Here is a 20,920-nt window from a genome sequence, read left to right as displayed (position 1 = left end):
GCGTGATCTGCTCCCCTTTGGGGGCGGCCCAGTCGGCGGGCACACTGATCTTGCCGCACCGCAGCCCGTCTCCGCAGTCCTGCCAGGAAAGCCGGTCGGCCGCCGCCGGTGTCGTGGTGAGCAGCGTCGTGCCGAGCACGGCGAGGATCGTCATCTTCATGGCGCCTCAGCCTGGCCGAGCGGCCTACCGGCGGTCGTCCATCCTTCGATAGATCCTGGCGATGAGTATTGCCGCCGTGCCGGGTCTACAGCATGTCGAAACAGTTGGACGCAGTGTCAGACCCCACGGAGGACACCATGACGACCACACCGGACGCGCTGCCCGGCCGCCCGCCCATCGTCGACCTGGCCACCTGGCAGGCCGCCCGTGACGAACTGCTGGTACGCGAGAAGGCCCACACCCGCGCGGGCGACGCCCTCGCCGCGGCCCGCCGCCGGCTGCCGATGGTGGAGTTCGACGGGACGGCCGAAGTCGTCGGACCCGGCGGGCCGGTCCCGTTCCTGGAGCTGTTCCAGGGCCGTGACGAGCTCGTGGTCTACCAGCACATGTGGTACGACGGCGCGCCGCACCAGGGGCAGTGCGAAGGCTGCACCACCACGGCCTGGCACCTGAAGGACGCCGTCTACCTCAACGCCCGCGGTGTCTCGTTCGCCATCGTGACCACGGGCCCATGGGAGGAGGTGGCCTCCTTCGTCGCGTTCATGGGCTACACCCAGCCCTGGTACTCGGTGCGCGACGTGCCCGCGCCGGTCGGCGGCGAGATGGGCTACCTTGTCTGCTTCCTGCGCGACGGCGACCGCGTGTTCCTCACCTACTCCACGACCGGCCGGGGCAATGAGCGGGTCAACGGGTCCTTGGGCCTGCTCGACATGACGCCGTACGGTCGCGGCGAGGTGTGGGAGGACAACCCCGACGGCCGGCCCGAGGGGCACCCGGCGGCCTGGCGTACGGACGCGGATGGGAACATCGACTGGGGCCCGGCCAGCCGCCCCGTACCGCAGTGGAGCCGCCCCGGCGCGACCCCCGTGGACACCCTCGGCCGGCGCGGCCACCACCACTGACCGGCCGCCCTGCCGAAGGAGCACACCATGCCTCTCCTCCATACGGTGGGGATCTCGGTCGGTTGCGTCCTGGCCCTCGCGCCGGCTCTGCTGCCTTCCGTGCGGCCCGCCAGGAGGTGGCCGCACGTCGTCATGGCGGCCGGCATGGCGGCCGGGCATCTGGGCGGTTTGTTCCTCTCCGTCGCGGTGCTCGCGCTGGTGACCGCCGGCTGGCTCTGCGGTTCCCCCTCCCGCCGCGCGGAGACCGGTCATCACATTCCGGATTTCGTGGTCATGGCCCTCCTTTTGGTGCTGATGGCGTTCGGCGGACCCGATCCGGCTGGCGGGCACGCGCACGCGGGCGGTATGCCGGCCGCGCTGGCCCTGGTCATCGGGCTGGCGTGGACCTGCGCCCGGCTCGTCCGCGTTCTGCCCGGCCGTGGAAAGGGGATCGGCCAGGACCTGTGCTCGGCCGGAATGGCGGCCAGCATGGCCTTCATGGCCGCGCTGTCACTCTGACGCGTCGTCCTGGCGCGGCAGCCCCCTTGACCACGATCTCGATCCCGCGCCGCCCGGCGGCCAGGACGTCCTCGTTGGAGCCGCCCTGCTGCACGCGGCCAGGCCGCTGCTGACCGCCGGGCACGAGACGACCGCGAACATGCTGAGCCTCGGCACGTTCCTGCTGCTGTGCCGTCCCGGGCAGGCGGAGCTCCCGGTGTCGCGGAGAGCGCGGTCGAGGAGCTGACGCGCTACCTCAGCATCACGCCCACCGGCCCGATCCGGGTCGCCAGGGCCGACGTGCCGCTCGCCGGGCAGATCGTCGAGGTGCCGCTGCGGCCGCGGCCGCCCTGCCGGTCACCTGGTAGTCGCGCTTTACGGGCGCCACGTCGTTGGCGGACAGCAGCACGAAGCCCCTGGACGCGAAGTTCGTGACCACAGCCGCCGTCTCGATCGCCAAAGCCCTGCCCGCCGGCGACTGACCCGTCGGGTGTCAGCCGCTGACGTAGATGAGGGCCGTACGTTCTGGGCCGGCCAGGAGAAGGCAGGAATCCGTTTCACCCCACAGGACCCCTTCGAGGGGGAAATGCTTGGCGTAGGCGAGCAGGGTTCCTGACGGGCCGGCGACCTCGGTGACGATCGTGGCGTAGAGGTCACGGGCCAGCCAGGAGACCAGTTCGTCCCCGGGGATCTCGGGGAGCGCGTCGTCGAACTCCCAGAGCGTGGTCCCGGCCCGCGCCGTCTTGACCAGGTTTCGTTCCGACTCGGTCAGCGCGGCCCGCAGGGAGGTCGCGTCCAGAGGCCAGAGGACGTCGTCGTCCTCGTCGTCGCCCTCCTCCGCGATCAGCCAGTGCCCGTCCCCGGGCCAGCCCGTACGGAAGGCGGCGCCGGGATCGGCGACGTCCAGGTCGACGTCGTGGGTGCCGAAGGTCACCTCGAAGGTGACCTCATCGGTGTTGTTGATGCGGAGGAACTCGCTGAGGAGGGCCGTGAGGCAGCCGATTCGGTGTCCGGCCGGGACATCGTGGGTGGTCGAGGCAGGGGTCAGGGACAGCCGCCAAGTGGTGTCTCCGTCGCCGGCCAGCAGGTGCAGCGCCGGGCCGTCTTGGACGCGCAGCAGCTCCGTGGCGTCCACGGTGAGCTGACCGGCCAGGAATCCGGCCAGCGCCCGGCCCCGCCGGTCCAGGTCACCGCCGGCTTCCAGCGTTTCGATGAGGAACGTGTACGCCTGCTCCGCGCGCTCGGCCGGCAATCCCCAGGACGCGTGCAGGGGGCTGTCGGACGTCTCGTCCGGATCGTCGAGGTCGAAGCGCTCGACGGCTTTGATCCCCTTCTCCTCGGGAGCCTCGCCGCCGGCCACCTCCAGACGCCAGGCGGGCAGCCACCACCCGAACGGGTGCACCGCGGCCTCGAAGGGAGATAGGGCGGTCGTCAACGTTCCTCCCGAGGGACATCGCCGGCCTCGGCCGACCAGAACTGCAGCTTGAACAGGACCAGGTCGACGATGTCCGTCGGGAAATCCTCATGGCCGAGGAACTTGCGGTGGATTCTGAACCGCCACTCCTGATCCCGGCAGCCGAGATCGAACGTCTCGTGGCGCGTCCTGAATCCGGACTGCGTGCTGGTCGCGCGGACCATGCCGGAGATCAGGTGAACGCTTCCCGCCCGGCTCTCACCCCAGCCCGAGGCGAAGGGCGGCTCGCCGTCCCATAACTCGTACTTGATGAGAGCCTCCTCGCAGCGGGTGGAGTGGAGCGCGATGGCGTCGGGGCAACTGCCGGACCAGAGCTCATTGGTGGTGCCGAACTCGTGGACACGCCACTCCGCGGAGATGTCCTCGATGTCCACGATCCCGCCCAGATGGCGCTCTATCTTGTCCGGGTCGACGAGCGCTTTGATGATCTCCGTCATGCGCACCGATCATGGCGTACGGCAGTGACAGTTCAGGCGGAGAAGACCAGCCGGATCTCCGTGATCGGGTAGCCGGCCCGCTGGAACGCCGCCGCCATGGGCGCGTTGCCCAGGTCGGTGGTGGCGGTGATGCGCTGTTCGCCGTTGGCGGCGTGGATGCGGGTGATCTCGCCGAGCACCTCGTCCACGTATCCGCGCCCGCGAAACTCCGGCACAACCCCCAGATAACCGACATTCACGTTGTACGGGGTCGCCGAGGGGATCGCCAGGCCCGCCACCTCGCCCTCCGGGGTGTAGGCCAGGCGCCACCACTCCCGCTTGCCGGGCGCGTTCAGATAGAAGTCCATCTCCTCGCGGGCCGCCGCCTCGGCGCCCTTGGCGGCGACGGCGGTGCGCGTCTGCGCGTCCAGGCTGCCCTGCGCGATCTGCCGGAACACCGCGAGGAACTCCTCGTCGGACGCCTCGGCGAAGCGCAGCGCGCCCGTCGCGGCGGGCACCCCGTTCTCGGGCGTCCACGCGAACTGCAGCCGCTCCACCTCCCGGCTGAGCCCCGCCGCGTGCGCGGCCGCCCGCCGCCACTCCACCGCGGCCGCCGTGGCCGGGTCGTCGCGCCAGCCGCCCGCCACCTTGAGCAGGTATTGCACCGGCTCGGTGAACCCGGCCAGCGCCGCCCTGATCAGCTCGGTGGCGACGGCCGTGCGGTCGCCCACGGCCGGATCAACGTCCAGGCAGTCGAGCGCCACCGGGTGCGCGCCTCCCTTCGGCCCCCACCACAGCGCCCGGCCCACGAGGCGATCACCGTCTTCGGCGATCCACGTCCACTCCGGGCGGTACATGCCTTCCGCCAGCTCTTCGAGGTAGCGGCCGGCGGGGATCCAGCCGACGGGCTCGTTCACGGTCCAGGCGGTGACGCGGTCGAGGTCGGCCGGTGTGGTGGGGCGATAGGAAATCATGCTCGAAGATTAGTGCCCGTACGAGGTTCATCGGTCGGCGCGGGTGGTGACCTTGTAGAGGCCGTACAGGGCCTCCAGCCCGCCGATGACCATCAGGACCACGCCGAGCTTCGTCGGTGTGATCACCACGATCTCGATGTCGCCGCCGAAGAGCCACAGCGCGGCTCCGGCCACGAACGTGGCCAGCCCGGTGAGGAGCGTCTTGCGGGCAGAAGCCATGGGGACCTCGCTGGATCAGGTGGGGGCCGGTCGTCAGCGACTGTAGTGAAAGGCCAGGTCGTGAGGCTTCCTGCGCGTTGAGGAGATCGGGCTACATCTTTCGGGTTACGGTGCTCCCCCTGGTGGGGCGGTGGGCTGGGGCGCCGTCCAGTTGGTGAGGAACTGGAGCGCCTGGGCGGTCGCGGAGCCCGGCTCGATGTTGTAGACGCACAGGCTCTGGTCGGTGTCGCCGGGCGGCTGGAAGGACTCGTAGGAGAAGTGCAGGTCGCCGGCCAGGGGATGGTGGTAGAGCTTCGTGCCGTGCGTACGGCGCAGCACGCGGTGGTCGTTCCACCACGAGCTGAACTCGGGTGAGCGCAGGGTGAGCTCGCTGATGAGGTCGGTCAGCCGGCGGTCCTGGGGGTAGCGGCCGGCCTCCAGGCGGAGGACGGCGACGGTCTCGGCGGCGATCCGCTCCCAGTCGCCGACGCGTTCGCGGGCCTCGGGGTCGAGCAGGTAGTAGCGGGCGAGATTGCGATGCGGCACCGGCAGGGCGTCGAAGTCGGTCAGGACCTGACGGGCCAGGCGGTTGGCGGCCAGGACGTCCGTGCGGCGGCCCAGGATGAAGGCGGGCACGTGTTCGAGCGTCTGCAGCATCAGATGGAGGCCGGGCCGGACCCGCTGCGGGCTGATCGGAGCCCGGCGGGCCGGGCGGGCCAGCAGGTCGATGAGGTGCTCGCGCTCGGCGGGATCGAGCCGGAGTGCGCCCGCGAGCGCCTCGGTGACCTCGGGGGACGGGTTTCCGGCGCGGCCCTGTTCGAGACGGGTGTAGTACTCGGTGCTGACGCCGGCCAGCCGGGCGACCTCGTCGCGGCGCAGCCCTGGCACGCGGCGAGCCCGGCCGTCGGCGGTCAGCCCCGCCTGGCCGGGAGTGATCCGGGCGCGGCGTGAGCGCAGGAAGTCGGCTAGCTCGCGGCTACGGTCCATACACCCAGTGTGGACGAACCGCGGAGTGCGCCGTCCGCCGCGGGTGGCCCTGCCGGTACCTGCCTCGCCAGGGCATGGCCGGGCGCCCCGGCGAGGGTCGGCCGGCTGGTGTGCTGGTGAACGGGAAACGCGGCGACCGGCCGCGATCCCGTACCAGTCAGGAAGGTGTTCGACCATGACCACGCGAATCTCCGCCCGTCCCCTCACCGGCCGCGTCGCCGTCGTCACCGGCGCCTCCAGCGGCATCGGCGAGGCGGCGGCCGAGCATCTGGCCGAGCTGGGCGCGCAGGTCGTCGTCCTGGCGCGGCGCGCCGGGCGGCTGGACGACCTGGTCTCCAGGATCGAGAGGAACGGCGGCCAGGCGCTGGCCCTGGCGGTCGACGTGACCGACCCGGCGGCGGTGCGGGCCGCCGCGGACCGGGTGGCGGCCGGGCCGGGCGGCGCCGACCTGCTGTTCAACAACGCGGGCGTGATGCTGCCCGCCCCGGTCGAGGAGCTGGCCACCGATCAGTGGCAGCGCCAGATCGACCTCAACATCACCGGGCTGATGAACGTCATCGGCGCGTTCATCCCGCAACTGGTCGCGTCCGCCGGTGAGCGCGGGGTGGCCGACCTGATCAACACCTCGTCGATCGCGGCCCAGAACATCTTCCCCGACTTCGCCGTCTACTCGGCGACGAAGGCGTACGTCACCCATCTGTCCCGGCACCTGCGGGCCGAGCTGGGCGCGAAGAATGTACGGGTCTCGGCGATCGAACCGGGCATCGTCGGCACCGAGCTGCAGAGCCACGTCACGGACGAGGGGGCGCTGGCATGGCTGGAGGGGTCCAAGAAGGAGATGGAGTGGCTCACGCCGCAGGACGTCGCGCGGACCGTGGGGTTCGTCGCGAGCCTGCCGCCGCGGGTGAACCTGCAGCAGGTCACCATCATGCCCACCGGCCAGCCCGGTTAGCCACGTTTCCGCACGTGCTGAATCGCCACAGGCGGACCGGCCTCTCCACGTCCCCCTCTTTCAAAGACCCCGGCGGAGAGGGGAGCCACGGTGACGTGCGGAATACAGGGCTGGCCCGCCCATCCCGCCGCACTTCGCCGGAGGTCCTTCCAAGAAGGGAGAGAAGGGGTGGAGGCGCTTAGGCCGGTTCGTGAGGCCGATTCACGTGCGGCGATCCGGTACGGGCATCCGGTACGGGCGGCGATTCGGTACGGGCGGGGAGCGGGTACGGGCGGGGATCCGGCGCGGGCGGGGAGCGGCTACGGGCGAGGAACCGGCATGAGGGGGTCCGGCGCGTGCGGCGATTCGGTACGGGCGAGGAACCGGCATGAGGGGGTCCGGCGCGTGCGGCGATTTGGTATGGGCGGGGGAGCCGGCAGGTGCTGGGTCGAGGTCAGTCCGGGGTGGTGGGTGCGGTGAGGACGTCGAGGGCGAGGCGGCGGTGGGCGGCGAAGAGGTCGAGGGCTCTTGCGGCGTCGCGGGAGCGCAGCGCGGTGACCAGTCCATGGTGCTCGCTCGGCACACACTCCAGGTAGTCCTTGGCGCTGCGGCCGACCCGGGTCAGCAGGAACAGGTGAACCTGGCAGCGGATCGCCTGCCAGGCGTCCACGAGCCGCTGGTGCCGGGCGGCGGCGAAGACGGCGTCGTGGAAGGCGATGTCCAGGCGTACCATCTCGTGCTCGTCCGCGGCCCGATCCATCAGGCCGGCCGTCTTCTCGATGAAGGCGAGGTCCTCGCCGGAGGCGTGGGCGACGACCTGCCGGACGGCGAGGTCCTCCAGCGCGCCGCGCAGGCTGTCGAGCTCGGTGACGTCCTCGGGCGAGAGCGTGGTCACGGTGGTGCCCCGATGCCATTCGCAGCGCACCAGACCTTCGCGTTCCAGCAGGCGGAGCGCCTCCCGTACGGGGCCGCGGCTGACGTCCAGCGTGCCCGACAGCTCCACCTCCCGCAGGGGCGCGCCGAGCGCGTAGGCCCCGCTGAAGATGGCCTCCCGGATACGGTCCGCGACCTCCTCGGCCAGCCCTCTGCGGCGCGCGGGAGCCACGTGGTCACTCATTTCGGCCTTCACCTCCTTGGTGTCTGAATGTTAACATCCGAGAGTTGATGTCCTAATGTCAACATTCCGACATAGGCCTCCTAGGAAGGACGTTCGCGTCATGCCTTCAGTCCCGCGATTCCACCTGGCCATGCCCGTCGACGACCTGGCCGCCGCCCGGCGCTTCTACGGTGAGGTGCTGGGCCTGGAACAAGGCCGCAGCGCCGACACCTGGGTCGACTGGAACCTGCACGGCCACCAGTTCGTCACCCACCTCGCGCCGGCCCGCGCCGAGCGCGTCCACAACCCGGTCGACGGCCACGACGTCCCGGTGCCGCACTTCGGCCTCATCCTGACCGTGCCCGAGTTCCACCGGCTCGCCGACCGCCTGCGTGGCGCGGGCACCGCGTTCGTCATCGAGCCGTACGTACGCTTCGAGGGCGAGACCGGCGAGCAGTGGACGATGTTCCTGCTCGACCCGGCGGGCAACGCCCTGGAGTTCAAGGCGTTCGCCGACGACTCGCAGGTCTTCGCCACCTGACTTTCGTCAGGGACGCCGGCTGACCATCGGCAGATGCCTCACCCCGTACACAGGGGAGAGGCTCGCCCCCATGAACACCTCATTTCCCGGCCGGTGGATCGGCGGGGTGACGCTCGTCCTCGGGCCGGTCGTCTTCTGTGCTGGATTCCTGCTGCGCTATTTGGGCACGACCACCGCCCTCACCCCCGAACAGGTGGTGTGGGCCGAGAAACAGCCGTTCGCGGCCTATGGCGAGTTCGTCGCCTATGTCTCCGACCCCGCCCTGCTCACCCTCGCCTACGCGGTCTTCGCCCTGGGCGCGCTGCTGCTCTTCCCCGCCTTCGTCGCACTCGGGCAGATGGTGGGCGGCGGGCTCGCGTACTGGGGCGCCACGCTGCTGGTCGTGGGGCTCTTCGCCCGCCTGTACTTCGCCGGTGCGGACCAGACGGCCTTCCAGCTCACCGAGGCCCTCGGGCTGGACCAGGCGAGGAGCGCGGTGATGAAGGAATATGTCGACATCTCGTACGGGCCGTGGCGGGTGCCGGTCTGGGCCTCGGTCGGTCAGTACGCGGGCTCCGTCCTGCTGGCCATTGCCGCCTGGCGCACGGGCCTGTTCGGCACCGCCCGCGCCGTGATGGTGGTGCTGGCCGGGGGCGTGTGGATGGGCGTACTGAAGGGCGCCTCGCCTGGCGACGTGGTGGTCGTCACGATGCTCTGCGTGGCTCTGGTGCCGCTGGGGGTGGGGATGCTCCGTGATCGGCTGCCGGTTCAGACGGGACGGTCGAAGGTGCTGAGCTGGTGAACCGGGTGCGTCCTGGAGAAGATCCGTTGCGCCATCTCGCCATGGTTGAGAGATAGCGAGAAGGGTCGTCTTCGACGGACGTTTCGTGCTCGAACCGGTGCCCACTGCACATCGGTCCAGTGGGAGGGGTGGATGGGGGACCACGATGTCCTGTCGGACCTAGGGAAGCGGCAGGCCGGTGCCCTGGTGGCGGCGATCCGGACCGATGTCGACGGGGTCTTCAGCAGTCCCGCGCTGCGCCGCAGGCAAACGGTGGAACCGCTCGCGCGGGCTGCCGGTGGAGTGTCTGGACACGCTGGCGGAGTCCTGGGATTTCCGGCGGCCTGCGGAGTGGGCGGAAGGCGCCCACGCTCCGATGGGGCAGGTCGTGGCGGGCGCCTGGTCGGCGGGGCGCATGTTGCGTGCGGCGATGGTCGTGAGCGATCGCCGCCTGGGTGGGCGGGTGTCGGGCGGCTGGCCGTCCGGTCGGGTGACGGGTGGGTGGGCCGGTGCCTGGCGGCCCGCCGCTCGGTCGGGTGACGGGCAGGTGGGCCGGGTCCGTCTACTCCAGGATGTCTTCCGGAGTCAAAGTGACCTCGGGGGTCGGTTCGGGGGACGGTTCTTCGGGGCGGCAGTCCGCCGTGCAGCCCTCGAATCTGGCCGAGTCGATCGGGGTGAACGACGTCGGTGGCACCCGCCGCAGCGCCGCCAGCATCGTGTCGCGCCAGATTGGGCCCGGGATGCTGGCCCCCTGCACCGACCCGTAATACCGCCCCCCGATCGTCACCCCCGTCAGCTTGTGCCGCTGCGACCCCCGCGGATCCCCCAAACTCACCGCGCCCGCCAAATCAGGGGTGAAGCCGGCGAACCAGGCCGACGCGTAGTCGTCCGTGGTGCCGGTCTTGCCGGCCGCGTCGCGGCCGAGGCCGCCCACGCCGCTCATCGTGCCCTCCGTGAACACCCCCGACAGGACGTCGGCGGTCGCGTCGGCGATGGCGGGGTCGAGGGCTTCGCGGCATTTGGGGCGGTAGCGGGTGGTTTTGCCGTTCCGGTCCGTGATCTGGGTGATCGCCATCGGCGCGCAGTACGTGCCCCGCGCCGCGATCGCCGCGTACGCCCCGGCCACCGTCACCGGGTCCGACTCGTTGATCCCGAGCGTGAACGTCTCATACTCCTGCAGCTTCTGGCCGTCCGCCCGCCGGATGCCCAGCGACTTGGCCGTCTTGACCGTGTCGCACAGGCCGACCCGCTCCTCCAGCTCCATGAAGAACGTGTTCACCGAGTCCCACGTGCCGCTCCGCAGCGTCTTCCAGCCGGGGGAGCCCTCGTCGTTGGTGACCGTGTGGGCCGGGTCGCCGATGCTCTCGCCCTTGCAGTTCTTGAACGTCGAGTACGCCGGCGCCCGGTAACCCGCCCCCGCCGCCAGCCCGTCGTCCAGCTTAATGCCCTCCTGCAGGGCCGTGATCAGGGTGAACGTCTTGAACGTGGACCCGGGCTGGAAACCGATCCCGCCGCCGTGCGCGGCGTCCGCGGCCACGTTGTAGGAGATCTCGTTCCGCCCCGCGTTCCCCCCGTACCGCCTGCTGGCGGCCATGGCCTTGATCGCCCCGGTGCCGGGCTGGACCAGGGCCTGGGCGGCGACCGGCTCGTCTGAGGCGTGCACCCACTTCTTGATCGCCTGGTCGGCGGCCGTCTGCATGGCCGGGTCGAGCGTCGTCCTGATCGTCAGTCCGCCGCGGTTGAGCATCGCCAGCCGCGCCTTGGCCGTGGAGCCGAAGGCCGGGTTGCCGAGGATCTCGTGGCGGACGTACAGGCAGAAGTAGGCGTATTTGCTGGATTCACAGCCCCCGGGCAGCCGGGTGCCCTTGTAGCCCAGCTTGGTGGCCTTGGCCTTCGCCGCCTCGGCGGTGGTGATCTTGCCGAGCTCGGCCATCCGGTTGAGCACCACGTTGCGGCGCTGCAGCAGCCGGGCGCGGTGCTCCTTGCCCAGGTTGGGGTCGGTGGCGTTCGGATCCTGTACGGCCCCCGCCAGCGTCGCCGCCTGCGCCAGGCTCAGCTTGGCGGCCCCGACCCCGAAGAAGCGCCTGGCCGCCGCCTCCACCCCGTACGCGCTCGCGCCGAAGTAGGCGATGTTCAGGTATTTCTCCAGAATCTGGTCCTTGCTGTACTTCTCCTCGATCCCCATCGCGTACCGCAGCTCGTTGAGCTTGCGCGCGTAGCTGGCCTCCAGGGCCGCGTTCCGCTCCTTGACGCTGCCGGCCGAGTTGAGCAGCACCTGCTTGACGTACTGCTGCGTGATGCTCGACCCGCCCTGGCTGACCCGCCCCGACCGCAGGTTCGTGACGAACGCCCGCAGCGTGCCCTCGACGTCGATCGCCCCGTGCTCGTAGAAGCGGAAGTCCTCGATCGACACGATGGCCGTCTTCATGACGCCGGCGATCTCGTCGAAGCCGACGACCTGCCGGTATTCCTCATAGAAGCGCGCGATCTCGCCCCCCTTGGCGTCCCGCACGATCGTGACCTCGGCGGGCGGCGGCTCCGCGAGATCGGCGGGCTTGAGGTTCACCTCGTCGGCCGCCGCCACGAACCCGGCCCCCGCGCCCCCCACGGCCGGGATCGCGATGGCGGCCACCAGCGTGCCCGCCGCCGCGGCCGCGGCGGCGAGACGCAGGACCCCCGTCCCCTTGACCCCCCGTCGTGGCATCAGAGCCTGCCGAGCCCGCGGGCGAGGATCGTGGCGGTCCGCGCGATGACCTTGTCGTCCACGGGGTCGCCCGCGGTCTTGCGGTTGGTGTAGACGGCCAGGATGATCGGGGCGGCCGACCTGCCGGACGGCCAGACGACGGCGACGTCGTTGGCCAGGCCGGCGTCCCCGTTCGTGCCCGTCTTGTCGCCGATCTTCCAGGTCTTGGGCAGTCCGGCGCGGATGCGCGCGTCGCCGGTCTTGTTCGCGATCAGCCAGGCGTTGAGCCGCTCGCGGTCCTTGGCGTCGAGCGCGTCGCCGGTGGTGAGGGCGCGCAGATCACGGCCGATGGCGGCGGGCGTGGTGGTGTCGCGCCGCTCCTTGGGGGTCCAGTCGTTGAGCTCGGTCTCCCAGCGGTCCAGGCGGGAGATCGGGTCCTTGAGCGTACGGAAGTATTTCGTCAGCCCGGCCGGCCCGCCGATCTGCTTGAGCACCATGTTGGCCGCGGTGTTGTCGCTCAAGGTGATGGCCGCCTCGCACAGCTCGGCGACCGTCAGGCCGTCTTCGACGTGCTTCTCGGTGGTCGGCGAGTTGGGTTTGAGGTCGTCGGCCGTCCACTTCACGACCTTGTCCATCAGGCCGGGCTCGGTGGTGCGGGCCCGGTGCAGCGCGGCCGCGCAGAGCGGCGCCTTGAACGTGGACAGCAACGGGAACCGCTCACCCGACCGGTACGCGACCGTCCTGCCGGTCGCCGTGTCGATGGCGTACGCGCCGATCCGGCCGTTGTAGGACGCCTCCAGAGCCCGCAGCTCCTTCTTGACCTGGGCCTCGGGCGACAGGACGGCCACCGCCGAAGCGGAGGCCGCGGAGGCCGCGGAGGCTGCGGAGGCCGGGGCCGCGACCAGGGTGCCGGTCGCCAGGAGAGAGATCGTCAGAGCCGCCGCTTCGAGCCCGCGGAGGTGTCGCATGCCAGGTCCTTGCTGTCGTCGGTCAGAGGGCAGGAGCAAAGCAGATGCGATCAGCCGATGTCTAATAGCGATATCGCGAAAGAATTGATATCCGTTCAGTTATGATTCCAGGTCAGCAGGATCATCAGGCCCGCCGCGACGAGCCCGCCGGCGTGCAGGCACAGCGTCGCCACGATGCCGAGCGACCCGCCGAGCGCGCCCGCCAGCGTCATGCCCAGCAGCGCCGTGGCGGCATGGGCGCTGCCGAGCAGCCCGATGACGCCGCCCCGGCGGTCGTCGCCGGTGACGGTCTGGGCCAGCGTGGTGAGGCCCGCCATCGCGGCCGCCGCCGGCACCCCGGCCGCGCCGATCAGCACGAGGGCGGGCCACAGCGCGGGTAACGCGAGCGGCTGAAGGAACAGCGCCAGGTCCGTCAGCCCGAAGACGACCGTCCCCCAGCCCAGCAGCGTCCGCGCCGCCGCTCGCGTCCATCCGGCCGCAGCCGCACACCCCTGTCCCGCCCGGCCAGCCGCAGCAACGCGACCCACTGCCCGCCCATCGTCCCGGCGGCGGCCGGGGTGCGGCCCGGCGTCCGGATCCGGGCCTGCAGGAACGCCGAGAGCAGGAAGCTCGCCACGTCGATCAGCACGACGGCCGCCAGCCCGCCCGCGCCGACCGCGATCCCGCCCGCCATCGCCCCCACCAGCCGGGCGGCCTGGCCGCTCTGACCGTGCAGGGCGTTGGCCCGGACGAGCTGGGACTCCGCCACGAGCCGGGGGAGCAGCGCCCGCTGCGCGGGGACCAGCAGGGTGCTGAGCACGCCCGACCACAGGGCGACCGCGTAGACGATCCAGACCTGGGACGGCTCCCGTACCAGCAGGAGGGGCAGCAGCCCGGCCGCGATCAGCAGGTCCGTGGCGATCAGCGACCGGCGGCGGTCCCAGCGGTCGGCCAGCACTCCGGCCAGGGACCCGAGCACGACGTCGGGCAGCCGCCCGGCCACCAGCATGATCGCGCTGGACAGCGTCGAGCCGGTGAGCTGGTAGACGTGGTAGGCCAGCCCGGTGCTGATCGCCCAGTCGCCGGTCTGCGAGATCAGCCCGGCCATCAGCAGCCGCCGATAGTCACGATTGCGCCGAAGCGGCGGCGGGGCCTCAAGCGAGGCCTCGACCGGCGGGACCTCAGTCACCGGAGTCCGTCGGTGGCAGCGGGACCAGGAGCTGGGTGAGCAGCACCGGCCGTGCCCCGTCCGGCCGCGCCGCCGGGTCGCCCCCGCGCGCCATCAGCGGCTCCAGCAGCCCCGCGACGGCCGCCCCGAGCGCTTCCAGCTCCTCCGGCGTCGCGTAGAGGTAGTGGTTGTTCACCCCGCCGATCGCCCGCCACGGCCCCGGTTCGTCCTGACGGCGCGGCTGCCATTCGGCCAGCCGTGTCAGCGCCCGCTCGGCGATCACCTGCTCCAGCAGCCCCCGGGCCGGCGAGACGTCCCCCTCGGCCCACTCCTGGACGGCCTCGGTCACCTTCCACGGCCGCTCCCGCTCGTCCCGCGCCTCGGCCTGCTCCACGAAGCCGTATTTGGCCAGTTGCCGCAGTTTTGGATTTGCCGGAACGGCAACGGAATTCGCTCTTCCGTCACCGTGCGGCGCATGCTCTCAGTCATGTCACAGACGCTGAGCCACCACCTGGTCCCGGTGCCGGGAGGCCGGATCCATGTGGCCGAGCAGGGCGCCGGGCCGCTGGTCCTGCTCCTGCACGGCTTCCCGGAGTCGTGGTACTCCTGGCGCCACCAACTCCCCGCCCTGGCCGCGGCCGGGTTCCGCGCGGCGGCCATCGACGTGCGCGGCTACGGCCGGTCGTCGAAGCCCGCCGACGTGAGCGCGTACGGCATGCTCGCCCACGTCGCGGACAACGTCGCCGTCGTCGAGGCCCTCGGTGAGCGGTCGGCCGTGATCGTCGGCCACGACTGGGGCGCGACCATCGCCGCGAACACCGCCCTGCTGCGTCCCGGCGTTTTCCGGGCCGTCGGCCTGCTCAGCGTGCCGTACGCCGCACGCGGCCCGCACCGCCCCACCGACGCCTTCGCCGCGATGGGCGGGCACGAGGAGTTCTACGCGAGCTACTTCCAGGCCCCGGGACGAGCCGAGGCGGAGATCGAGCCCGACGTGCGCGGCTGGCTGGCCGGCTTCTACGCCGCCCTGTCGGCGGACACGATGGGGACGGGTGTGCCGTACTTCGTCTCCGAGGGCGGCCGGCTGCGCGACCGGTTCCCGCAGGGCGTCCTGCCGTCCTGGCTGAGTGAGGCGGACCTCGACATGTACGCGGGCGAGTTCGAGCGGACCGGCTTCACCGGCGCGCTCGGCCGCTACCGCAACATGGACCGGGACTGGGCGGATCTCGCCGCGTGGGACGGCGCCCCGATCACCCAGCCCGCGCTGTTCGCCGGCGGCCGGCTCGACGCCACCATGACCTGGATAGCCGGCGCGATCGCGGCCTTCCCCGAGACCATGCCCGGCCTGACCGCCACCCACCTGCTCGACGGCTGCGGGCACTGGGTCCAGCAGGAGCGGCCCGAGGAGGTCAACCGGTTGCTGACCGGCTGGCTCCGATCGATAACGCCACGTGGCCGAACCCTTGGGTAGGGTCGAAGCATGCGTAGCCTCAAGAGCCGGTTCGTGCCCCTTGCACTCTTCGCCACGTGTATCCTCGCCGCCGGTTGCAGCGAGGTGAACAGCACCATCGACAAGGCCCAGGCGTGCATCGAAGCGCCGAAGATCATCACCGAGCTGGGCGCGAAGATCACCCAGTTGACCGATGACCCCAAGGCGATGGACAAGGCCATCGACGACGCCGCGACCAAGCTCACCGGCGTGGCCGACCAGGCCGCCAACACCACGCTCAAGGAAGCCTCCGACGACCTGGCCAAGACCCTGAGCGGCATCAACGTCACCACCGTCAACGACGCCGTCGACGCGGCCCAGAAGGTGACCACCGAGGGCGCCGCCTACGTGGAGCAGGTGGCGAAGGCCTGCAGCTAATTCCATTCCCGGCTTCTCTAGGGGAAATAGGGACCAATTAGCGTTTTTCCTATGGAACCCGACCCGCGCTTCACCTTGGCCAACGAACGCACCTTTCTCACCTGGCTGAGCACGGCGCTGGCGCTCAGCGCGGGTGGGGTGGCCATGGCGGCGGTGCCGGCCGACGTGTTCGTGCCGTGGATCCGTACCGCGCTGGCCATCGCGCTCGTGACCCTCTCCGCGCTGGCGGCGGGCATGGCCTACCCGCGCTGGCGCAACATCCAGCGCGCCCTGCGCAAGCAGGACCCGCTGCCGCCGCCCGCGCTCGCGGCCGTCTTCGGCTACGGCGTCGCCGCCGTGGCCGTGGTCGCCCTCGTCCTCATCATCCTCTCGGCCTGAACGATGGAAGGCTGAACGGTGGAAGAGATCTGGGACCGGGGCCTGCAGAGCGAGCGCACCCGCCTGGCCTGGGTGCGCACGGCGGTGGCGCTGGCCACCGGCGGGCTCGGCGCGGCCGGGTTGTCGGCCCGGCACGGCCTGCCGATGCTCGCCGTCGCCGGCTTCGCGATGGCCGCGCTCTGCGGCGGCGTGCTGCTGATCAGGACCGGGGTGCGGTTCCGCCGCGTACAGGCGGCGCTGCACGCCGGTACGCCGCTGGATGCCGGGCTTGATGTGCTTTTCGCCTGGCTCGGCACGTTGAGCGTGGTCGCGGGCGCTTTCACCTTTGTGTTCACGGTTCGGTGAGTCAGGTTGCGATTTTCCGATGAGGAGGCGGACACTCGAAGGAAGGGGGGTGACCTCATTGGAAGAAGCGCACAGGAACGTGCCTTTCGAATGCCGGGGTTGCTGGCACGTGTGGGAAGAGCACTACACCGTCAGGACCATCGAGGACGATCACGGTAACGCGGGAGTGATCTGGCTGCGTGGCGGCCTGCCCGTGACGCCGCCCGCGGCGGGCACCGTCTGCCCGCACTGCGGCTGCCAGCAGGTCACGACGTTCCCGGACGGCTATCTGGCCCGGCATCCGGAGCTGATCACGCCGTCCGAGCCCGTCGTGCCCGACGCGACGCCGCTGCTGAGTCCGGTGCCGAAACCGCTTTACTGACGTCTAACATGACACATGGTAAGCATTCGGTGGCGGTCGGTGTCGGAAGCGAGCCTTGTGGGTGGCTGAGACCGGGCGGACACTCGGGACGATGACGGCGATCAACGGCCGGAGGTGGTCCTGGTGCCCGACGGATTCGACACTCGTGAGACGTGGCCCTTCGAATGTCTTCGCTGCCTGTACGTCTGGGAAGAGAATTTCGTCGTCCGGCACCTCTGCGACGCCCACGGCAACGAGGTCGACATCTGGCTCAGCTCGGGAATCCCCGTACAGCCGCCCTGGTCAGGGGCGTGCTGTCCCGACTGCGGCGCTTACCACGTGACCTGGTTCCCGGCCGGTTACCTGACCCGCCACCCGGAGCTCGTGGCCGCGCCGGAGCCGGAGCCGGAAAGGGTGCCCGTACCGGCGAAGGTGCCCGCCCAACGGCGGGCACCTTCGGCCGGTCGGCTCCTGATCGCGCTGGGAGTGCCGCTGGCCGCGTTCGTGGGGTTCGAGCTGTACGCGAACCTCGTGGCCGTGGCCCGGCCGCACCCCTGAGCGCCTAGCTGAGGCTGTCCAGCCACGCCTGGTGCAGCCCGGCGAACCGCCCCGAGGCGGCGATGAGCCGGTCGGGCGGCCCGTCCTCGACGATCTCGCCGCGCTCCATCACCAGCACCCGGTCCGCGATCTCCACGGTCGAGAGCCGGTGCGCGATGATGAGCGCGGTCCGGTCGGCGAGGATCGTGCGCAGCGCCCGCTGCACCAGCCGTTCGCTCGGCACGTCGAGGCTGGAGGTGGCCTCGTCCAGGATGAGCACCGCCGGATCGGCGAGGAACGCCCTGGCGAACGCGACGAGCTGCCGCTGACCGGCCGACATGCGCCCGCCCTGCTTGCCCACCTCGGTGTCGTAGCCCTCGGGCAGGCCGGAGATGAACTCGTGCGCGCCGATGGCCTTGGCCGCCTCGCGGACCTCGCGGTCGGTGGCGTCGGGCCGGCCGAACCTGATGTTGTCGGCGACCGTACCGTTGAACAGGAAGTTCTCCTGCGTCACCATGACCACGGCCGCCCGCAGCGCCGGCTCGTCCAGGTCGCGCAGGTCGACGCCGTCGAGCAGCACGCGGCCGCCGGTGGGGTCGTAGAAGCGGGAGATCAGCTTGGCGAGCGTCGTCTTGCCCGCGCCCGTCGCGCCGACCAGCGCCACAGTCTGCCCGGCCGGGACCGTCAGGTCCAGGTGGGGCAGGATCGGCATCTCCTCGACGTAGGCGAAGCGCACGCCCTCGAAGCGCACCTTGCCGCGCGCCCTGCCCTGGGGCAGCGCCACCGGCGTGCGCGGCTCGGGCACCGCAGGCTCCTCCTCCAGCACGCCCGACAGCTTCTCCAGCGCCGCGCCGGCCGACTGCAGCGTGTTGTAGAACTGGCTGACCTCCTGCATCGGCTCGTAGAACTGGCGCAGGTACAGCAGGAACGCGGTCAGCACGCCGACCGTGACCTCCCCGTGCAGCGCCAGCCAGCCGCCGTACAGCAGCACCCCGCCGATCGTCAGGTTGCCGATCAGCTTGATGCCGGTCATGAACGTCGCGCCGAGCTGCATGCCGCGCGCGTTCGCGCCCCGGTAGTCGTCGTTGAGCTGCTCGAAGATCTCCTGGTTGCGCGGCTCCCTGCGGAACGCCTGCACGGCTCTGATACCGGTCATCGACTCGACGAAGTGCACGATCACCAGCGCCACGGTCTCCCGCGTACGCCGGTAGACGATCACCGACTGACGCCGGAACCACCGCGTGAACAGCAGCAGCAACGGCAGCGGGATCAGCGCCACCAGCCCCAGGTGCACGTCCAGCACCAGCAGCAGCACCGCCGTGCCCGCCATCGTGAACACGGCCTTGACCAGCGCGTCGAACCCCGACTGGAGCAGCTCGGCGATGGCCTCGACGTCCGAGGTCAGCCGGGAGATGACACGCCCGGAGGTGTACTTCTCGTGGAAGCTCAGCGACAGCCGCTGGAAGTGGTCGAACACCCTCCTGCGCAGCTCCAGCAGGATGCTCTGGCCGATCGTCCCCGACAGCCGCAGGAACGCCTGCCGGGTGAGCGCCTGCGTGACGGCCGCGCCCAGGATCACCCCGACCACGGTCAGCAGGGTCCCCGTGCCCCTCCCGTCCTCGATCGGCGGGATGCCCTGGTCGATGCCGACCGAGACCAGGAAGGGGATCGACAGCCCGGCCGCGTTGGACACCACGATGATCGCCACCAGCAGCGCGATCTTCTTCCGGTACGGGCGCAGCAGGTCACCGAGCAGCCGCCGCGAGCGCGTCCGCAGCAGGATGGTGACCTTCTCCGACAGCTCGTCCTGGTCCTCGGAGGCGACGCCGCGCCAGGACGTGCCGGACTTCGCCTCGGGAGTGGTCGTCGTCATCGCAGGGCTCCTTCCGCGGCGTCGTCGAAGTCGGCGTCGGCGGCCAGCAGCTCGCGATATTCGGGCACCTCGGCCAGCAACTGGTGGTGCTGACCGACATGCGTGATCGTGCCGCCCCGCAGCAGCGCGACCTTGTCGGCCAGCAGCACGGTGGAGGCGCGGTGGGCGACCACGATGCCGGTCGCGTCGCGCAGCACGTGCCGCAGCGCCTCCTCCACCAGGGCCTCGGTCTCGACGTCGAGCGCGGACAGCGTGTCGTCGAGCACGAGGATCCGCGGCCTGCTCAGCACCGCCCTGGCCAGGGCGAGCCGCTGCCGCTGGCCGCCGGACAGCGACAGCCCCTGCTCCCCGATGCGGGTGTCCAGGCCCCACGGCAGGTCGTAGACGAACATGGCCTGCGCGGTCTGGACGGCCGCGGCCAGCTCCTCCTCGGTGGCGTCGAGCCGGCCGAGCATGAGGTTCTCGCGCACGCTCATCGAGAACAGTGTCGGCTCCTCGAACGCGGTGGCCACCACCGAGCGCAGCGTGGTCAGCTCCAGATCGCGTACGTCGTGCCCGTCGATCGTGACCCGGCCCTCGGTGGGGTCGATCAGGCGGGGCACCAGCGCGGTCAGCGTGGTCTTGCCGGCGCCGGTCGGGCCGACGATGGCCACGGTCTCGCCCGGGCGCACCTCCAGCCAGACGTCGTCCAGCACCGGCTGCTCGGAGTCGGCGAAACGGAAGCAGACACCCTCGAAGCGCAGGTGGCCGCGCGGCTCGTCGATGGTGGCGGTGCCGCCCTCGATCGCGGGGACGGTGTCCATGACCTCGACGAGGCGGTCGGCGGAGGTCATCGCCTCCTGGGCCATGGCCAGGATGTAGCCGAGGCTCGCGATCGGCCACACGAGCTGCAGCATCAGCGTGGTGAAGGCGACCAGCGCGCCCAGCGTCAGCGCGTCGGAGCCGACGGCCATCGCGCCGAGCAGCAGCACCAGGGCGAGCGTGATGTTGGGGATGATCTCCAGGAAGGAGAAGAACTTGGCCGACAGGCGCACCTTGTCCATCGACGAGCCGTAGACCTTGAGCGCGGCGTCGTCGTACCGGTCATAGACGTGGTGGCGGCGGCCGAACGCCTTGATCGTGCGGATGCCGATCGCCGACTCCTCGACGAGCGTGGCGAGGTCGCCCTGCTCGTCCTGGACCTGGCGGGAGATCTTGATGTAGCGCTTCTCGAAGCGCAGCGAGGTCCACACGATCGGCACGGCCGAGGCCAGCACCAGCAGCCCGAGCGGCCAGTACATGTTCAGCAGCAGCACCGTGACCGTGATGAGCTGCAGGATGTTCATGACCAGGAAGAGCATGCCGAAGCCGAGGAAGCGGCGGATGGTCGACAGGTCGGTTGTGGCCCGTGATAACAGCTGACCGGACTGCCAGTCGCCGTGGAAGCCCATGGGCAGGCGCTGCAGGTGCTGGTAGAGGTCGTCGCGGATGGCGGTCTCCAGGCCGAGCACCGGCTTGACCTGAGCCCAGCGCCGCAGGAAGATCAGCAGAGCTTCGAGGGCGCCGACACCGACGGCGAGCAGCCCGAGGGGGAGCAGCGCGCTCTGGTCACCGTGCTTGACGGGCCCGTCGATGACCTGCTTGATGATCAGAGGCAGGGCGATCGCGGCGGCGATTCCGACGATCGCGGCGAGCCAGATGAAGACCAGTCTGGCGACGTACGGGCGGAGATAGGACTTCATCCGCCACAGGGAGTTGGAAGACAGCAGGGGACGGCGAGGTTTCTGCGTATCGGGAGGCATCCCTTCTAGGCTAATACGGCGGATCAACCCATTTTCTGTGGCCCGCAGGTGGGGTTCCTGTACGTGACGTGCGGGAACGTGAAAGTTC

Annotated in this window: 25 protein-coding genes; 12 read left to right on the top strand and 13 right to left on the bottom strand. The window is 70.6% G+C overall.

The window, feature by feature from the left end; all coding sequences use genetic code 11:
* Positions 1 to 297 precede the first annotated feature (297 nt).
* Positions 298 to 1,062, top strand: coding sequence for a DUF899 domain-containing protein (locus C4V41_RS08435; protein ID WP_103955185.1), 765 nt, complete (start codon positions 298 to 300; stop codon positions 1,060 to 1,062).
* Positions 1,063 to 1,089: 27 nt separating this feature from the next.
* A complete protein-coding gene (locus tag C4V41_RS08430; protein ID WP_103955184.1) occupies positions 1,090 to 1,560 on the top strand; it encodes a hypothetical protein in 471 nt (156 codons plus the stop codon).
* 472 nt (positions 1,561 to 2,032) lie between these two features.
* Here C4V41_RS08430 and C4V41_RS08420 read toward each other — a convergent pair whose 3' ends face one another.
* The 5 genes from C4V41_RS08420 to C4V41_RS08400 form a co-directional block, all read right to left on the bottom strand.
* Positions 2,033 to 2,974: a hypothetical protein gene (locus C4V41_RS08420; RefSeq protein ID WP_103955183.1), complete on the bottom strand. Its 942-nt coding sequence runs from the start codon at positions 2,972 to 2,974 to the stop codon at positions 2,033 to 2,035.
* The gene (locus tag C4V41_RS08415; protein WP_103955182.1) at positions 2,971 to 3,450 is read right to left on the bottom strand and encodes a hypothetical protein; all 480 of its coding nucleotides are present in this window, start codon (positions 3,448 to 3,450) and stop codon (positions 2,971 to 2,973) included. The genes C4V41_RS08420 and C4V41_RS08415 overlap by 4 nt, the downstream gene beginning before the upstream one ends.
* A 32-nt stretch (positions 3,451 to 3,482) precedes the next feature.
* A complete protein-coding gene (locus C4V41_RS08410) occupies positions 3,483 to 4,403 on the bottom strand; it encodes a GNAT family N-acetyltransferase (protein ID WP_103955181.1) in 921 nt (306 codons plus the stop codon).
* 27 nt (positions 4,404 to 4,430) lie between these two features.
* Positions 4,431 to 4,622, bottom strand: a complete 192-nt coding sequence (locus C4V41_RS08405) for a DUF5708 family protein (RefSeq protein ID WP_103955180.1) — start codon at positions 4,620 to 4,622, stop codon at positions 4,431 to 4,433.
* Positions 4,623 to 4,727: 105 nt separating this feature from the next.
* Positions 4,728 to 5,588 carry a helix-turn-helix transcriptional regulator gene (locus tag C4V41_RS08400; protein ID WP_103955179.1) on the bottom strand — a complete coding sequence of 287 codons (861 nt, stop codon included), beginning with the start codon at positions 5,586 to 5,588 and terminating at the stop codon, positions 4,728 to 4,730.
* A gap of 175 nt (positions 5,589 to 5,763) precedes the next feature.
* Between C4V41_RS08400 and C4V41_RS08395 the strand changes: the two genes are divergently transcribed.
* Positions 5,764 to 6,540 carry an SDR family oxidoreductase gene (locus tag C4V41_RS08395; RefSeq protein WP_103955178.1) on the top strand — a complete coding sequence of 259 codons (777 nt, stop codon included), beginning with the start codon at positions 5,764 to 5,766 and terminating at the stop codon, positions 6,538 to 6,540.
* 433 nt (positions 6,541 to 6,973) lie between these two features.
* On the opposite strand, the gene C4V41_RS08390 is transcribed toward C4V41_RS08395, so the two are convergent.
* Positions 6,974 to 7,636 (bottom strand): GntR family transcriptional regulator, encoded by a 663-nt coding sequence (locus C4V41_RS08390; protein ID WP_103955177.1) that lies wholly within the window; start codon positions 7,634 to 7,636, stop codon positions 6,974 to 6,976.
* 100 nt (positions 7,637 to 7,736) lie between these two features.
* On the opposite strand from C4V41_RS08390, the gene C4V41_RS08385 reads away from it, so the two are divergent.
* The 3 genes from C4V41_RS08385 to C4V41_RS66045 all read left to right on the top strand — a co-directional run bounded on the left by C4V41_RS08385 (position 7,737) and on the right by C4V41_RS66045 (position 9,456).
* Complete coding sequence (locus C4V41_RS08385; RefSeq protein WP_200823837.1) at positions 7,737 to 8,156, top strand: VOC family protein; 420 nt, start codon at positions 7,737 to 7,739, stop codon at positions 8,154 to 8,156.
* A 70-nt stretch (positions 8,157 to 8,226) separates the two neighbouring features.
* The gene (locus tag C4V41_RS08380) at positions 8,227 to 8,937 is read left to right on the top strand and encodes a hypothetical protein (protein ID WP_103955175.1); all 711 of its coding nucleotides are present in this window, start codon (positions 8,227 to 8,229) and stop codon (positions 8,935 to 8,937) included.
* Positions 8,938 to 9,069: 132 nt separating this feature from the next.
* Positions 9,070 to 9,456 carry a histidine phosphatase family protein gene (locus C4V41_RS66045; protein ID WP_146103592.1) on the top strand — a complete coding sequence of 129 codons (387 nt, stop codon included), beginning with the start codon at positions 9,070 to 9,072 and terminating at the stop codon, positions 9,454 to 9,456.
* A gap of 22 nt (positions 9,457 to 9,478) precedes the next feature.
* Here the strand turns inward: C4V41_RS66045 and C4V41_RS08375 are convergent, their stop codons facing one another.
* From C4V41_RS08375 to C4V41_RS08355, 5 genes are all read right to left on the bottom strand, one after another.
* Positions 9,479 to 11,620 carry a transglycosylase domain-containing protein gene (locus tag C4V41_RS08375; RefSeq protein WP_103955174.1) on the bottom strand — a complete coding sequence of 714 codons (2,142 nt, stop codon included), beginning with the start codon at positions 11,618 to 11,620 and terminating at the stop codon, positions 9,479 to 9,481.
* Positions 11,620 to 12,567 carry a class A beta-lactamase gene (gene bla / locus C4V41_RS08370; protein ID WP_103955173.1) on the bottom strand — a complete coding sequence of 316 codons (948 nt, stop codon included), beginning with the start codon at positions 12,565 to 12,567 and terminating at the stop codon, positions 11,620 to 11,622. Before bla ends, C4V41_RS08375 begins: the two co-directional genes overlap by 1 nt.
* Positions 12,568 to 12,662: 95 nt before the next feature.
* Entirely contained in the window at positions 12,663 to 12,923 is a 261-nt protein-coding gene (locus tag C4V41_RS08365; RefSeq protein WP_103955172.1) for a hypothetical protein, read from the bottom strand.
* Between the two features lie 56 nt (positions 12,924 to 12,979).
* Positions 12,980 to 13,735, bottom strand: coding sequence for an MFS transporter (locus tag C4V41_RS08360; RefSeq protein ID WP_103955171.1), 756 nt, complete (start codon positions 13,733 to 13,735; stop codon positions 12,980 to 12,982).
* Entirely contained in the window at positions 13,728 to 14,108 is a 381-nt protein-coding gene (locus tag C4V41_RS08355) for a hypothetical protein (protein ID WP_103955170.1), read from the bottom strand. Before C4V41_RS08355 ends, C4V41_RS08360 begins: the two co-directional genes overlap by 8 nt.
* 93 nt (positions 14,109 to 14,201) lie before the next feature.
* On the opposite strand from C4V41_RS08355, the gene C4V41_RS08350 reads away from it, so the two are divergent.
* The 6 genes from C4V41_RS08350 to C4V41_RS08325 all read left to right on the top strand — a co-directional run bounded on the left by C4V41_RS08350 (position 14,202) and on the right by C4V41_RS08325 (position 17,199).
* Entirely contained in the window at positions 14,202 to 15,182 is a 981-nt protein-coding gene (locus C4V41_RS08350) for an alpha/beta fold hydrolase (protein ID WP_103955700.1), read from the top strand.
* Between the two features lie 9 nt (positions 15,183 to 15,191).
* Positions 15,192 to 15,578 (top strand): hypothetical protein, encoded by a 387-nt coding sequence (locus C4V41_RS08345; RefSeq protein ID WP_103955169.1) that lies wholly within the window; start codon positions 15,192 to 15,194, stop codon positions 15,576 to 15,578.
* 51 nt (positions 15,579 to 15,629) lie between these two features.
* Positions 15,630 to 15,956 (top strand): YidH family protein, encoded by a 327-nt coding sequence (locus tag C4V41_RS08340; protein ID WP_103955168.1) that lies wholly within the window; start codon positions 15,630 to 15,632, stop codon positions 15,954 to 15,956.
* Positions 15,957 to 15,974: 18 nt separating this feature from the next.
* Complete coding sequence (locus C4V41_RS08335; protein WP_103955167.1) at positions 15,975 to 16,301, top strand: DUF202 domain-containing protein; 327 nt, start codon at positions 15,975 to 15,977, stop codon at positions 16,299 to 16,301.
* A gap of 79 nt (positions 16,302 to 16,380) precedes the next feature.
* Positions 16,381 to 16,662, top strand: coding sequence for a hypothetical protein (locus C4V41_RS08330; RefSeq protein WP_146103591.1), 282 nt, complete (start codon positions 16,381 to 16,383; stop codon positions 16,660 to 16,662).
* Positions 16,663 to 16,785: 123 nt separating this feature from the next.
* Positions 16,786 to 17,199, top strand: a complete 414-nt coding sequence (locus C4V41_RS08325) for a hypothetical protein (RefSeq protein ID WP_146103590.1) — start codon at positions 16,786 to 16,788, stop codon at positions 17,197 to 17,199.
* 4 nt (positions 17,200 to 17,203) lie between these two features.
* Here C4V41_RS08325 and C4V41_RS08320 read toward each other — a convergent pair whose 3' ends face one another.
* Together C4V41_RS08320 and C4V41_RS08315 are read right to left on the bottom strand one after the other, a co-directional pair.
* On the bottom strand, positions 17,204 to 19,051 hold the full coding sequence (locus tag C4V41_RS08320; RefSeq protein WP_103955164.1) for an ABC transporter ATP-binding protein: 1,848 nt from the start codon (positions 19,049 to 19,051) through the stop codon (positions 17,204 to 17,206).
* Positions 19,048 to 20,772, bottom strand: a complete 1,725-nt coding sequence (locus C4V41_RS08315) for an ABC transporter ATP-binding protein (protein ID WP_103955163.1) — start codon at positions 20,770 to 20,772, stop codon at positions 19,048 to 19,050. The genes C4V41_RS08320 and C4V41_RS08315 overlap by 4 nt, the downstream gene beginning before the upstream one ends.
* Positions 20,773 to 20,920: the final 148 nt, after the last annotated feature.

Source organism: Nonomuraea solani (genome assembly GCF_900108335.1).
Taxonomy (GTDB): domain Bacteria; phylum Actinomycetota; class Actinomycetes; order Streptosporangiales; family Streptosporangiaceae; genus Nonomuraea; species Nonomuraea solani.
Note: the sequence above shows the minus strand (reverse complement) of the source record. Positions and strands in the feature narration are given on the sequence as shown.

Bases quoted from the DNA above. Each gene is read 5' to 3' on its own strand.
- C4V41_RS08435 (WP_103955185.1), top strand. From the start codon at position 298: ATGACGACCACACCGGACGCGCTGCCCGGCCGCCCGCCCATCGTCGAC.
- C4V41_RS08430 (WP_103955184.1), top strand. From the start codon at position 1,090: ATGCCTCTCCTCCATACGGTGGGGATCTCGGTCGGTTGCGTCCTGGCC.
- C4V41_RS08415 (WP_103955182.1), bottom strand. From the start codon at position 3,450: ATGACGGAGATCATCAAAGCGCTCGTCGACCCGGACAAGATAGAGCGC.
- C4V41_RS08410 (WP_103955181.1), bottom strand. From the start codon at position 4,403: ATGATTTCCTATCGCCCCACCACACCGGCCGACCTCGACCGCGTCACC.
- C4V41_RS08405 (WP_103955180.1), bottom strand. From the start codon at position 4,622: ATGGCTTCTGCCCGCAAGACGCTCCTCACCGGGCTGGCCACGTTCGTG.
- C4V41_RS08400 (WP_103955179.1), bottom strand. From the start codon at position 5,588: ATGGACCGTAGCCGCGAGCTAGCCGACTTCCTGCGCTCACGCCGCGCC.
- C4V41_RS08395 (WP_103955178.1), top strand. From the start codon at position 5,764: ATGACCACGCGAATCTCCGCCCGTCCCCTCACCGGCCGCGTCGCCGTC.
- C4V41_RS08390 (WP_103955177.1), bottom strand. From the start codon at position 7,636: ATGAGTGACCACGTGGCTCCCGCGCGCCGCAGAGGGCTGGCCGAGGAG.
- C4V41_RS08385 (WP_200823837.1), top strand. From the start codon at position 7,737: ATGCCTTCAGTCCCGCGATTCCACCTGGCCATGCCCGTCGACGACCTG.
- C4V41_RS08380 (WP_103955175.1), top strand. From the start codon at position 8,227: ATGAACACCTCATTTCCCGGCCGGTGGATCGGCGGGGTGACGCTCGTC.
- C4V41_RS66045 (WP_146103592.1), top strand. From the start codon at position 9,070: ATGGGGGACCACGATGTCCTGTCGGACCTAGGGAAGCGGCAGGCCGGT.
- C4V41_RS08375 (WP_103955174.1), bottom strand. From the start codon at position 11,620: ATGCCACGACGGGGGGTCAAGGGGACGGGGGTCCTGCGTCTCGCCGCC.
- bla (WP_103955173.1), bottom strand. From the start codon at position 12,567: ATGCGACACCTCCGCGGGCTCGAAGCGGCGGCTCTGACGATCTCTCTC.
- C4V41_RS08350 (WP_103955700.1), top strand. From the start codon at position 14,202: ATGTCACAGACGCTGAGCCACCACCTGGTCCCGGTGCCGGGAGGCCGG.
- C4V41_RS08345 (WP_103955169.1), top strand. From the start codon at position 15,192: ATGCGTAGCCTCAAGAGCCGGTTCGTGCCCCTTGCACTCTTCGCCACG.
- C4V41_RS08340 (WP_103955168.1), top strand. From the start codon at position 15,630: ATGGAACCCGACCCGCGCTTCACCTTGGCCAACGAACGCACCTTTCTC.
- C4V41_RS08320 (WP_103955164.1), bottom strand. From the start codon at position 19,051: ATGACGACGACCACTCCCGAGGCGAAGTCCGGCACGTCCTGGCGCGGC.
- C4V41_RS08315 (WP_103955163.1), bottom strand. From the start codon at position 20,772: ATGAAGTCCTATCTCCGCCCGTACGTCGCCAGACTGGTCTTCATCTGG.